This window comes from Bradyrhizobium sp. 521_C7_N1_3 (assembly GCF_052075975.1).
Taxonomy (GTDB): domain Bacteria; phylum Pseudomonadota; class Alphaproteobacteria; order Rhizobiales; family Xanthobacteraceae; genus Bradyrhizobium; species Bradyrhizobium japonicum.
The window spans coordinates 4,900,699-4,912,266 of record NZ_CP197232.1 but is presented as its reverse complement, the minus strand read 5'-3'; the positions used below and the strand labels follow the sequence as shown (position 1 = coordinate 4,912,266).

Here is an 11,568-nt window from a genome sequence, read left to right as displayed (position 1 = left end):
ACTAGAATTATGATTATGAATTGAAGCAGATGCAAGCGCGGATGCGGCCAAGCGCGGACGAACCCGATTTCAACCTTCCCGGCGTTGCCCCGTCGCGGCAGAAGCGCAGCCGCGAGACGACGCTGGCGCTGCTGCGCGCCGGCGCCGACATGCTGCGCACGCGCAGCCTTGCCGAGCTGTCGATCGAGGCGCTCTGCACCGAGGTCGGCGCCACCGTCGGCGCCTTCTACAGCCGCTTCGAGAGCAAGGAGGCCTATTTCAACGCACTGATGGCGCTGGCTGCGCGCGACGGCGAGCAGCGGCTCGGCGAAATGCGGCGACCGTCACCGGATACCGACCTCGACAAGCTCTGCCACATCATCGTCAGCGGCATCATCGTCTGGATGCGCAACCACGAGGGTGTCCTGCGCGCCGCGCTTCAGCACGACGACACGCGCCCGGACAAATGGACGCCGTTCAAGGCCCTCGCGAAGGCGACGACTGAACGCGCGACCCCTCTCCTGCTCCCGGCCGTGGGCAAGGGCCGCAAAGCCGCCAAGACCCGCACCATCGCCTTCGGCTTCCAGGTCGTTCTGGGCACGCTGGTGAACGCGATCCTCAACGACCCCGGGCCGCTATCGCTCCGCGCGAACGAGATGGAGACGCGGCTGGCCGGTTGCCTGTTGCTGTTGCTCCAGGCGGAGATCGATCAGTCCACCCCGAGATAGGCCTTCTGCACCTGCGGGTCCTGTGCGAGCGCCGCGGCCGTGCCGGACAGCACGCTCTTGCCGACCTGGAGCACGGTCGCGAAGTCCGAGACTTCCAGCGCCAGCTCGATCGACTGCTCGGCAAGCAGGATGGTCAGACCCTCGCGATGCAGGCGGCCGAAGGTCTCGTACATGGATTCGACCACTGCCGGCGCGAGGCCGAGCGACGGTTCGTCCAGCATCAACAGCTTCGGATCGCTCATCAGCGCGCGGCCGACCGCGAGCATCTGCCGCTCGCCGCCGGACATGGTGCCGGCGCGCTGGTTGCGGCGCTCCTTCAGGCGCGGGAAGATCTCGTAGACGCGCTCCAGCAAATTGGCCTGGCGCGACTTGTCGTGCAGCGGCGTCGCGCCGAGCATGAGGTTGTTCTCGACGCTCTGCTGCACGAACAGGCGCCAGCCTTCCGGCGACAGCGCCAGCCCCTTGCGCACGATCGCAAAGGCCTTTTGGCCGGCGATGTCCTCGCCGCGAAAGCTGATCGATCCGGAATGCACGGGAATGAGACCCGCGATTGCGTTCAGCGTCGTGGTCTTGCCGCCGCCATTGGAGCCGAGCAGCGCGACGACGCTGCCTTCCGGCACCTCCAGCGAGACGTCGGAGACGCCGATGAGGTCGCCATAGCGCACCTCGAGGTGCTCGATCCGAAGGAGCGCGCCGCTCATAGGTCCGGCCCGCCCATCAGCTCGACCGGCGTATGGCCGGCCGCGGCCTTCGCCGCGCGTTTGCCGAGATAGGCTTCGATCACCGCCGGGTTGGAGGTGACCTCGCGCGGCGAGCCGCGGGCGATCTCCTTGCCCTGGTGAAACACCATCACGCGGCTCGCCAGCGACATGATCACTTCCATGATGTGCTCGACGATGACGAGCGTGATGCCGGAGCGGTGGATGTCGCGGACGAGATCGATGGCGAGCCTCACCTCGTGGGCGTTGAGCCCGGCCATGGCCTCGTCGAGCAGCAGCACCTTCGGCTCGGTCGCCAGTGCGCGGGCGATCTCCAGCCGCTTGCGGCCGGGCGTGCCGAGCGAGCGCGCCGGTGCATCCGCAAGCCTGCTCATGCCGACGCGCTCCAGCACCGCGCGCGCCCTGGCCTCGGCCTCGTGGCGATGCGAGGTGCGCAGGAAGGCACCGATCATGACGTTCTCGAGCACCGTCATGCCTTCAAAGGTCTGCGGCACCTGGAAGGTGCGGGCAAGCCCGAGCCCGGCGCGCTGCTCCGGCGCGAAGTCGGTGATGTCGGTCCCCTCGAACAGCACGCGGCCCGAGGTGGTCTTGAGATCGCCGGTGAGGCAATTGAAGAAGGTGGATTTGCCGGCGCCGTTCGGGCCGATCAGGCCGAGAATATCGCCCTGCTCCAGCGTGACGGACGCGTCGTCCACCGCCTTGAAGCTGCCGAACGCCTTCGTGATCCCGCGCGCCTCAAGGAGCATGGCCGGCTCCCTTATCCGCGCCGGGCTTGCGTCGCCCCGTGAACAGGCTTAGCAGGCCGCCGGGCTGGAAGCGCGCGATCAGCACGATGATCGCGCCATAGACCACGAAGGTGAGGCCCGCACCCTTACCGCCAAGCCAGCTGTTGGAGATCTCCTCCAGCGGTACGAGGATCGCGGCTCCCACCAGCGGGCCGAACAGCAGCCCCGCCCCGCCCAGCGCCGCCATGATCAGGATCTTGACCGAGATCAGGATGCCGAGCCCGGACTCGGGATCGACGAAGCCGAACATCATCGCATAGAGCGCGCCGGCAACGCTCGTCAGCGCCGCGCTCAGCATGTAGGCGTAGAGCTTGGTCCGGCTCGCAGGCGCGCCGAGCGAGCGCGCAGCGCGCTCGGAATCCTTGATCGCGCGCAGATAGAATCCCATGCGGCTGTTGGTCATCCACCAGGTGACGAGCAGCGTGATCACGAGGACGACCAGGAAGAGGTAGTAGTACGGCAGCGACGACAGGAACGAGAGATCGAAGACGTTGCGCGGGACCGTTGGACCCGAAAGACCCACGGCCGCACCCAGCCATTCGGTGTTGGTCACGATCAGCCGCATGGTCTCGGCGACCGCGATGGTCGCCATGCTGAAATAGTGGCCCGACAGCCGCAGCGTCGGCACGCCGATCACCGCGGCAAGCCCCACCGCCAGCACGATGCCGCCGGGGATGCCGAACAGCGGCGACAACCCGAACTTGGCGTAAGACCCCATCGCGGCATAGGCGCCGCAGCCGAAGAACACGACATGGCCGACCGAGACCTGGCCGGCATAGCCACCGACGATGTTCCACGCCGACGCGGCGATGGCATAGAGCAGCACCAGAGCGCCCAAGCGCTGCTGGAACGGCGAGGACAGCAGCAACGGATAGGCAATTGCCAGTGCTGCGACGATCGAGAGCCAGATCAAGCGCCGCATTGCAGCTTTCTCATCAGAGCTTGCCCATCAGGCCTTGCGGCCGGAACCAAAGGAAGAACAGGAACAGGACATAGACGACGATGTCCTTGTAGACCGCACCGATCAGATAGCCGGAGAGCGACTCGATCACGCCGATCAACAGGCCCGCGACGAGCGCGCCGGGCACGCTGCCGAAACCGCCGAGGGACACCGTGACGAAGGCGACGATGCCGAGCGTCTCGCCGACCGTCGGCACGATGTAGAAGAAGTTCGCGATCAGCGCGCCGGCAAGGCCGGTGGCACCGGCCGCGATGGCCCAGGCGATCGCCTGCATGGTATCGGGCCTGATGCCCATGAGCTGGGCCGCAGTCTGATCCTCCGCCACCGCCAGCATTTTTGAACCAAGCGATGTGCGCGTCAGGAGCAGGTGGAGACCGAATGTCACCAGCAGCGCGACAACACCGGCAAGCAGCCGCGAGGCTTCGATGCGCAGGCCCGCAAACGCATAGGTGCCGCCGACGATATTCGACGGCATCGACAGGAAGTTGGCGCCGAACCACCAGAACACGGAATAGCGCAGCAGCAGCGCGAGCCCGAACGTGCCGAGGATCTGCGCCAGCATCGGCCCCTTCATGATGTCGCGGATCAGGGCGAAATAGACCACGACCCCGACGGTCGCGAGCACCAGTGTCGCCAGCGGCGCGCCGAGGATGGGCCCTCCCCCCATCAGCGTGTAGACGACATAGGCGACGTACATGCCGAGCATGACGAAGTCGCCATGCGCGAAATTGACGATGTTCATCATGCCCCACACCAGCGTGAGGCCGGAGGAAAACAGGGCGTAGACGGCACCGAGCAGAAGCCCGCCGGCAATCACCTGCACGAGAACAAAGGACATGAGCTGCGTTGCTCTGATCAGATCATTTTGGGAAAGGCGGGACGCGCGGTCCCGCCGTCAATCTCACCAGCCCTTGTAGGGCAGCACCGGCGCCTTCTCGGCATTGGCTTTCGGCCACACCGAGACATAGTTCTCGCCATCCTGAAGCTGGATGATGGCGCCGGACGCGAGGACATTCTGGCCCTTGTCGTCGAACTTCACGCCCTTGTAGCCGATCATGAGCTGCTCGGGCTTCAGGTCCGTCGCCTTCAGCGCGGCCTGGATCTTGGCCGGGTCAGTCGAGCCGGCGCGGTCGATGGCATCGGCCAGCACGAAGAAGCCCTGCATCTGCCGGGCGACCGTGTCGTCCATCTCCTCGCCGCTCTTCTTCTTGTACATGTCGGCGATGATGGCGGACGCGGAGCCCGGCGGTCCCACGACCCAGGACGAGCGGTTGAAGACGCCTTGCGAGATCTTGCCGACCGCCTTGGTGAAGGATGGATCGGAGTAGCCGGCATCGTCAGCCAGCAGCACGGCCGGCTTGTAGTCGAGCGACTGCATGGTCTTGGCGAACAGGATCGCATCCGACGTGTAGCTGATCATGATGACGACGTCGGGCTTCTTGTCCTTGAGCTGGAGCACCTGGCCCTGCAGGTCGGTCGCATTGACGGGATAGGCGACGTCGAGCGCGATCGGCTGGCCCTTTTCCTTGAAGGCGCCGGCGATCGTGTTGGCGACCGAGGTGCCGTATTCGGTGTTGTCATGGACTATCGCGACGCTGTCGGTCTTGGCACCCTGCGCCTTGATGTCGGCGAGGAAGTCGACATAGATCTTGGCGAAATCGGTCGCGATCGGCGTGGTGCGGAAGAACCATTTGAAGCCGCGCTCGGTCAGATTGGCGGCGACCGATTCCGAGTTCAGGAAGGGAACGCCGTATTTCTCGGCGATCGCGCTCGAAGTCAGCGTGACACCGGACTGGTAGGAGCCGAACACGGCCGCCACCTTGTCTTCCGTGATCAGGCGCAGCGCCTGGTTCTGGCCCGTCGCCGGGTTGCCCTGGTTGTCGGCGAACACAGCCTCGATCTTGGCGCCGCCGAGGCCGGCAAGGCCGGCGTTCTTCGCCAGCGGCAGATTGCCAAGCTCAGGATGGGCGTTGTTGATGATGTCCATGGCGACTTCAAGCGCCGCCTTGGCGTGCGCACCGATCGAGGCGGTGCCGCCGGACATCGGCATGATGACGCCGATCTTGATGACCTTGTCCTGGGCCTGCGCGCCGGAGCCCAGCGCAAGGAACATCGCGGCTGCGCAAAACAGCCCGGTGACGTACTTGAAATTCATCAAATCAGACCTCCCAAAGGGTTTCCCCGTCCAAGCTATTTTGGAAGCTGCAGGCTAAGCGCCCGCTTCCGTTTGTTTATGCCTGGTGGATCTAGGATGGCATGCCAGCCGGACACCGGCAAGGTGAAACGGACTTGCGCGATGCTGCATGGGAGGTAGCGAACGCGCCGGCGCGGGCGGCGTTCAAATCCGGCGTCGCCCGGCGCGAACGCGGTAACCCGAACGGCGGACGTCATTGCGATCTGCGGGGGTGGGTTAACGCTGCGACTTCGCCAAGCGCGGTCAGTTGGCGTAACCCACCCCCGTGAGTCTCCGCGAACGCAGAGGCGGTGGGGTGAGGCCCAACCCACCCCGCGAAACGCCGTCAGCCGACGACGTCACTCGCCCGCAGCAACGTCGTGAAGCCGCCATAGATCATGCGCTTGCCGTCGAAGGGCATGTCGGCGCCCTTGAGCCGTTCATCGGCCATCACCTTCTTGTTGACGGCGTCGCGGGTCTCCCGGTCACGGTAGACAATCCAGGAGAACACCACGACCTCGTCCTCCTTCGCGATCACCGCGCGCGGAAACGAGGTCAACTCGCCATAGGGCACGTCGTCGCCCATGCACTCGACGTAATCGAGCGCGCCGTGTTCCATCCACACCGCGCAGGCCCTTCGCGCCAGCGCCTTGTAGGCCTCGATCTTGTCCTTCGGCACGGCCAGCACGAAACCATCGACGTAGGGCATCACGGGATCTCCTTTGGGTTGCCTGCTCCAAGGACGAAGCGGCGCACGGCGATCCGACACGTCATCGCACCCGCAAGGTGAGGCAAACTGTCGCGAGGATTTCGTGCGTTACTTCACATTTGAAGCTCGCCGCGCCGTGACATCATCCCGGACGCTTGCGCTCGAACATTGGCTACTTCAGATTGCAGCCGAGAAGGCAGCTTTCATGAGCACCCGCCTGTCATTGCTTTGTGTCCACGGCGTTGGTCACGCGGAGATCGACGCCGAGTTTCGAAAGTCATGGTCCGAGGCGATCATACGCGCCGTCCAGTCTGTCGATCAGAGCCTCAACCCGGCCATCGACTTCCTTTCGTATGACGACCTGTTCGACAAGAGCCCGCCCAACCTCGTCACCTACGGCATCGCGCTGGCGAAACTGCTGGCGAGCGCGACCGTCCACGGGATCGGTGATCTGCTCGCGGGCACACGCGGCCTCGATGACGTACCAACCCTGATCAGATGGACCGCGGGTATGATCGCCCAGTGGTCGGTAGATGAGCAGCTGCAGGCCGCGCTGCGCGGCGCAGTCCTCGACAAGCTGAAGAGCGGCAACTACGACGTTGTCCTGGCCCACAGCCTCGGCTCGCTGATCTGCTACGACACGTTCGTGCGCAACCCCGCTGCGATCAGGGACAAGGTCTTCGTCACGTTCGGCTCGCAGATCGGCAACCCCGCGGTGCGCGACATCTTCGCAGGCCGCATTCAGGACCTTCCCTGCCGGAAATGGTACCATCTGTTCAACAGGGAAGATCGCGTTCTCACCTATCCGCTCGAGATCGCCGCAGACAATTTTCAGCAGGTACTGACACCGTTCGATGTCCCCAACGATCTCCTGAATCACAACGCGACCTGGTACCTGTCGCGCCCCGAGACCGTCGCCACCGTCTGGCACGACGTGGTCCCGGTGCCGGCGTCACGCTCCATCGTCAGCGCCGCGCGGGGGATTGCCCGCATTGACACCCGGCCGACCCGCCGCGCCCTGCTGATCGGCATCAACGACTATCCCAAGCCCGCGGACAGGCTCGAAGGATGCGTCAACGACGTATTCCTCATGAGCTCGGTGCTGCAGGAAAGCGGCTTCAAGCCGGACGAAATACGCGTCGTGCTCAATGAGCGGGCGACGGCGCAGGGCATCATGGAAAGGCTTCACTGGCTGCTCGAGGGCGTCCGCGACGGCGACCAGCGTATGCTGTTCTACTCGGGCCATGGCGCCCAGATTCCCAGGTACAACCCGAGTGGCGCACCGGATAGCGTCGACGAGTGCCTGGTCCCCTATGATTTCGACTGGACGCCCGAGCACGCGATTCTCGACCGCCAGTTCTGCCAGCTCTACTCGCAACTTCCATACGACTGCTATTTCGTCGCCATGCTCGACTGCTGCCATTCCGGCGGCATGACACGTGACGGCGGTCCGCGCATCCGCGGCCTGACGCCGCCCGACGATATCCGCCACCGGGCGCTGCGGTGGGTGGCAAGCGAAGGCATGTGGGTGCCGCGTGAGTTCCCTCCCCTGAACGAGAGCCTGAGCAAGAGCAAGAACGGCGCCGACTATCTCGGCGACAACGGCGCCACGGAGCGGCTCGGGCGCAGCATGGCGCTCCGCACCCAGCCCGACAAGGAATACAACAAGACGCGGGCCGAGCTCGGGCATCACGGTCCTTATCTGCCGATTCTCCTCGAGGCCTGCCAGGAGCAGGAGCTATCCTATGAATATCGTGACGGCGTCACGTCGTATGGCGCCTACACGTTCTGCATGGCGAAGGTGCTGCGCGAACAACGAGACCGTGGCGCCAATCCGTCGTTCCAGGAGCTGAGCGAACTCGTCACGGCCAAACTCCGTCGCCTCAAATACAACCAGACGCCCAATCTCGTCGGCGCCAAGAAGCGCGTCAGCACGAAAATTCCATGGGGCGCGGCAGATGCAGGTCGCGGCCAGCGGCGGACACCGAAAAAGCGTGCCGCCAAAACGGGCCGGAAGAAGCGCCGCTAATCGTTTCGCCTTGCATCGCCGCGCTGCGCATCGCGGGCGCCATGAGTCCGGCCAACGCGCCGGGGCCGCACCGACGAAAGGGGAGGCCTGCCGACAGCACGTCAGGATCGCGACGCGGGCCCGATTCAGAGCAGGTTATGATCTGGGTAAATCGCCCGGAACTGGCTGGGGAACCTGGATTCGAACCAAGACAAACAGAGTCAGAGTCTGTTGTGCTACCGTTACACCATTCCCCACCGAAGTGCTTGATATCACAAGACTTTCTTCGGAAGCTTTGCAAGCTGCGGCAAAAGTTTTGCAAATCAGCCGCGCGCTGGCGCTCATATAGCCGCGCCGGCGTTCGGGGTCTAGCCCCTCTGTGAGCATCGTAGCTTGTTCTCGCTGCGTTCGTACCGTGGAAACGCGGTCACGTCCGCCCGCACACGGCGCCGCTCCGGCAATCTGCACCGGGAGACCCATGATGCGCGCGCTCAACGCCGGCACGCCGCAGCCGGCGATCGCCCGAACGAAGCGCGGGAGGGTTTACGGGCTGATCCGCGGACTTAATCGCCCAAGACCACGGATCGCTTGCCATAGAATTCGCCGACGCAATCATTCGGCAGCCTGCCCGGATTTTTGGTTAGCTCAGCATCCATCAGCAAGGACGGCTTGACTGATCTCCTGGGGACGACAACGTCCAGGTCCTTGGTCGAGCGAAGAAGTTGATGCCTCTGGACACTCTCGCTCCAGAAGGTCGCGAATTGCGACTCCTCGGCGCGGACGTATCCCAGCGCGACACTATCGAAGAGCAAGAAAGAAAGAAGCCCGCAGGCCACCAGGGCCGTCATGCGAACATGGGCGTTATGGCTCAGGGAGGGAAGGAAGCGGGCAGCTAGGGCGACGACGCACCCCGCTCCGGCAAGAAGAAAAACCACCACCTCGTTCCGCGCTCGCATCGCGAGATCCTCGGCCGTCGCAAAATAGGCAATGACATAAGCAGCGTAGACGCCAGCGAGCACCGCTGCCACGAGCCCGACGATCAAGACCAGCAGCCGCGCTGCGGGCCTCGGTTGCGAAGGCACCACGAACACCGAAAACAACGCCACGAAACCGAGCCAGGCCCACGTCGCAGATTCGGTGTAGTGCCGAACCAGCTCGAGCCACAGATAGTACAACCCCATAGAGAAGGAAGCGGCGATCTTTCCCCCCTCCGGATATTCCGCCATCCGGACCGCATTCCCCGGTGACAAAAGCAGGATCGCAAGTCCGATGAAGGTCGCCGCCAGCATCGCTGCATGGCCCGCCAGTTGCGGGCAAGGATGGTAGAACGCGCGATATAGGGCCGAACCGGCGACGAGGGCCACGATCCAAAATGGCGTGAACTCGTTGGCCAGAGCACCCAGGAAGCCAATTGCGGAGAGAACGACGATTTGGCCGGTCGAGAGCACGGTTTCGTTCGCTGCGGACCGCACCAGCTCGACGAGGATGATGATCACGAAGAGCGCGGGAACCATGTAGGACGCGCTGCCCGAGATCCAGTAAAGCATCTCCCGCAGACTGATCGCCAGAACGAAGCTCGCCGCGCAGAGCATTGCCCCCGCCAAAAATCTCTCTGGCCACGACAGGCCGGTCCACATTCGACCGGCCCAATAAACGCTGACTGCCAAGAAGACGGCCATGCCGCAAATGAGTACGACCGGATAGACGACCACGTAATCGACGCCCGTCACCTTGCTGGCAACGGCGGGGGCGGCGATCGCCACAAGCGAGGTCAGCCGGCCGATCTGGTGCAAATAATAGGATTTGACCATTCCGACGAGCCCCATGCTGTTGACGCGGTTCATCACGCAATAATCGTCGGATTCGGGCATCGCATAGAGCGCGATGGATGCGAGCCAGAGCAGAATGAAGAGAGCGACAGAAGCGGCCACGACAGGCATCACGTCCGGCATGCGGCTTCCGAGGCGCACAGGAAATCCCCCAAATCAACAGAGCAAAGCGGCAGCAACGTGAGAGCGAACAGCCCCGAGCGCAACCCTCGTTATGCAACGTGGCCCAGAAGATCACAGGTTCCGCAGGCAAACAATTGAAAGGCTAGTTCGAGCCGCAGACTCGAACCACGATCTCAGCCTTGCCGTTCGCGATCATCACCTGGCCGTATTCGTCCTGCGGCGGGCTCTCTTCGTAGCGGAGCGGGATCGTGGTGATCGCTTCCTGCACTTCGCCGCCCGGCCGCTGCGTGTTCACGTCGAGAATCAGGATCTTCGGATTGATCCCCTGCGGCGAGCGCCTGGTCAGCCGGGCCTGCCAGCCATCGGTCGGGACCCTCACGTCGCCGACCATCACCAGCTTGGGCGGCGCGCCCGGCGCCCGGTCGATCCAGGCCTTGAAGGTGTTTCTCAGCAGGACAGTCATGACACGTCTCTCCTTTGCCAAGCTGCGAATTGTCCGCCCTCGTCGCGACCTGCGGCGCCGACCTTTCGCCTATCAAATCGGCGCAACGTGACGGACAGATATCAGGCCCCGCCAAACCACCCGTTCACCGCCTCCCCCTCCGACCGGGCTTTCAAGTCCCGGCTGCCACCTTGCACCTTCTTCACCCCGCCGATGGCGCGAACGCATTGGCCGGCCATGCCCAGCAAGCCACAGAGCAGCAAATAGTAGATCCATTCGGCGCTCGTCGTGTGCGTCATGCTGCTCTCCCGCAGTTGTCTCTTGCGACGGAGAACGGGTCGATCGGTTTCCGGCCGACCCTGCCTTGGCGGCGGAGGAAGCATAGGCTTGCAAGGCGAAGCTGATCGTGAATGGCGCGTGAATTCGGCTGTCGAGAGGCGTCTCAACGGGTCAAGCGGATCTGTGTTTCTCCCTCGCGCGCCGATGCAACCGGTTTCCCCGCCCGCGAACGACGATTCACGTTCAAATCACGTTGCCAAACTAGGATCACCGTCGACGTTGGGAAGTCTGCGATCGGCCGGCACGGTCCACCGCTACAGGGCCGGCCGAGACCGCTCCGTTCGCCGCCAATTTCGATGACCTGAAGGAAGCCGATCTGACCTTTTTTCGAACGGCCGGCAGTGCCGCCGGCGGAAAGCCAAGGGAGACCGCAAATGAAATTCGAGATGTTCGACGTCGAAAACTATGACAAATGGGGCGACCTCGTGAAAAAATGGGCGCGCGACCGGTCGTCGCGCCCGACCACCATCGCCGAATTCCAGGACCAGCTCCTGAAGGCCGACGTCATGGCGAAATATCCCCGGAAATTCACCGACCTTGTCTTCATCGAGACGTCATACGATGACGGCAAGCTGCTGATCAAACTGCCGCCGGCCGAGCTGCTCAATGAGGCCGAAAAGGAGGTGCAAGGCACCTCCCCTTACCCAATGCCGCCGTTCTACGCGAGCGACATGAAGGACAGCAGCCTGAAGAACGATACCCCCAGCAGCAGGCTGCTGTTCCATTCGAAGCGTGTCGGCGAGTACACGATCAAGTTCTGCGGGTGAGCAGGC

12 protein-coding genes and 1 tRNA gene are annotated in these 11,568 nt (G+C 63.7%); 3 read left to right on the top strand and 10 right to left on the bottom strand.

All coding sequences use genetic code 11. From position 1 onward, the window contains the following. The first annotated feature begins 29 nt into the window (after positions 1-29). Complete coding sequence (locus tag AB7008_RS22555; protein ID WP_441261232.1) at positions 30-707, top strand: TetR/AcrR family transcriptional regulator; 678 nt, start codon at positions 30-32, stop codon at positions 705-707. Here the strand turns inward: AB7008_RS22555 and AB7008_RS22550 are convergent. The 6 genes from AB7008_RS22550 to AB7008_RS22525 all read right to left on the bottom strand — a co-directional run bounded on the left by AB7008_RS22550 (position 689) and on the right by AB7008_RS22525 (position 6,054). Next, positions 689-1,408, bottom strand: coding sequence for an ABC transporter ATP-binding protein (locus tag AB7008_RS22550; protein ID WP_014496007.1), 720 nt, complete (start codon positions 1,406-1,408; stop codon positions 689-691). The two genes, AB7008_RS22555 and AB7008_RS22550, sit on opposite strands and share 19 nt — an antisense overlap. Beyond that, on the bottom strand, positions 1,405-2,172 hold the full coding sequence (locus AB7008_RS22545) for an ABC transporter ATP-binding protein (RefSeq protein ID WP_441259558.1): 768 nt from the start codon (positions 2,170-2,172) through the stop codon (positions 1,405-1,407). Before AB7008_RS22545 ends, AB7008_RS22550 begins: the two co-directional genes overlap by 4 nt. After that, a complete protein-coding gene (locus AB7008_RS22540; RefSeq protein ID WP_028157733.1) occupies positions 2,162-3,133 on the bottom strand; it encodes a branched-chain amino acid ABC transporter permease in 972 nt (323 codons plus the stop codon). Before AB7008_RS22540 ends, AB7008_RS22545 begins: the two co-directional genes overlap by 11 nt. A 13-nt stretch (positions 3,134-3,146) precedes the next feature. After that, positions 3,147-4,010 (bottom strand): branched-chain amino acid ABC transporter permease, encoded by an 864-nt coding sequence (locus AB7008_RS22535; RefSeq protein ID WP_028157734.1) that lies wholly within the window; start codon positions 4,008-4,010, stop codon positions 3,147-3,149. 63 nt (positions 4,011-4,073) lie between these two features. Then, a complete protein-coding gene (locus AB7008_RS22530) occupies positions 4,074-5,327 on the bottom strand; it encodes an ABC transporter substrate-binding protein (protein WP_028157735.1) in 1,254 nt (417 codons plus the stop codon). Positions 5,328-5,691: 364 nt separating this feature from the next. Further along, the gene (locus AB7008_RS22525; RefSeq protein WP_304493899.1) at positions 5,692-6,054 is read right to left on the bottom strand and encodes a DUF1428 domain-containing protein; all 363 of its coding nucleotides are present in this window, start codon (positions 6,052-6,054) and stop codon (positions 5,692-5,694) included. A gap of 205 nt (positions 6,055-6,259) precedes the next feature. Here AB7008_RS22525 and AB7008_RS22520 point away from each other — a divergent pair, with 205 nt between their 5' ends. Then, entirely contained in the window at positions 6,260-8,083 is a 1,824-nt protein-coding gene (locus tag AB7008_RS22520; RefSeq protein ID WP_304493898.1) for a caspase family protein, read from the top strand. Between the two features lie 162 nt (positions 8,084-8,245). Here the strand turns inward: AB7008_RS22520 and AB7008_RS22515 are convergent. From AB7008_RS22515 to AB7008_RS22500, 4 genes are all read right to left on the bottom strand, one after another. Further along, a tRNA-Gln gene (locus AB7008_RS22515) sits at positions 8,246-8,319 on the bottom strand. Between the two features lie 306 nt (positions 8,320-8,625). After that, positions 8,626-10,014, bottom strand: coding sequence for a DUF6056 family protein (locus tag AB7008_RS22510; protein WP_441259557.1), 1,389 nt, complete (start codon positions 10,012-10,014; stop codon positions 8,626-8,628). A gap of 142 nt (positions 10,015-10,156) precedes the next feature. Next, positions 10,157-10,477, bottom strand: coding sequence for a hypothetical protein (locus AB7008_RS22505; RefSeq protein ID WP_028157737.1), 321 nt, complete (start codon positions 10,475-10,477; stop codon positions 10,157-10,159). Between the two features lie 101 nt (positions 10,478-10,578). Beyond that, positions 10,579-10,755, bottom strand: coding sequence for a hypothetical protein (locus AB7008_RS22500; RefSeq protein WP_304493896.1), 177 nt, complete (start codon positions 10,753-10,755; stop codon positions 10,579-10,581). Positions 10,756-11,169: 414 nt separating this feature from the next. On the opposite strand from AB7008_RS22500, the gene AB7008_RS22495 reads away from it, so the two are divergent. Beyond that, positions 11,170-11,562 (top strand): hypothetical protein, encoded by a 393-nt coding sequence (locus tag AB7008_RS22495; protein ID WP_028157738.1) that lies wholly within the window; start codon positions 11,170-11,172, stop codon positions 11,560-11,562. Positions 11,563-11,568 lie beyond the last annotated feature (6 nt).

Coding starts and splice junctions, on each gene's coding strand:
- AB7008_RS22555 (WP_441261232.1), top strand. CDS start 30: ATGCAAGCGCGGATGCGGCCAAGCGCGGACGAACCCGATTTCAACCTT.
- AB7008_RS22550 (WP_014496007.1), bottom strand. CDS start 1,408: ATGAGCGGCGCGCTCCTTCGGATCGAGCACCTCGAGGTGCGCTATGGC.
- AB7008_RS22545 (WP_441259558.1), bottom strand. CDS start 2,172: ATGCTCCTTGAGGCGCGCGGGATCACGAAGGCGTTCGGCAGCTTCAAG.
- AB7008_RS22540 (WP_028157733.1), bottom strand. CDS start 3,133: ATGCGGCGCTTGATCTGGCTCTCGATCGTCGCAGCACTGGCAATTGCC.
- AB7008_RS22535 (WP_028157734.1), bottom strand. CDS start 4,010: ATGTCCTTTGTTCTCGTGCAGGTGATTGCCGGCGGGCTTCTGCTCGGT.
- AB7008_RS22530 (WP_028157735.1), bottom strand. CDS start 5,327: ATGAATTTCAAGTACGTCACCGGGCTGTTTTGCGCAGCCGCGATGTTC.
- AB7008_RS22525 (WP_304493899.1), bottom strand. CDS start 6,054: ATGCCCTACGTCGATGGTTTCGTGCTGGCCGTGCCGAAGGACAAGATC.
- AB7008_RS22520 (WP_304493898.1), top strand. CDS start 6,260: ATGAGCACCCGCCTGTCATTGCTTTGTGTCCACGGCGTTGGTCACGCG.
- AB7008_RS22510 (WP_441259557.1), bottom strand. CDS start 10,014: ATGCCGGACGTGATGCCTGTCGTGGCCGCTTCTGTCGCTCTCTTCATT.
- AB7008_RS22505 (WP_028157737.1), bottom strand. CDS start 10,477: ATGACTGTCCTGCTGAGAAACACCTTCAAGGCCTGGATCGACCGGGCG.
- AB7008_RS22500 (WP_304493896.1), bottom strand. CDS start 10,755: ATGACGCACACGACGAGCGCCGAATGGATCTACTATTTGCTGCTCTGT.
- AB7008_RS22495 (WP_028157738.1), top strand. CDS start 11,170: ATGAAATTCGAGATGTTCGACGTCGAAAACTATGACAAATGGGGCGAC.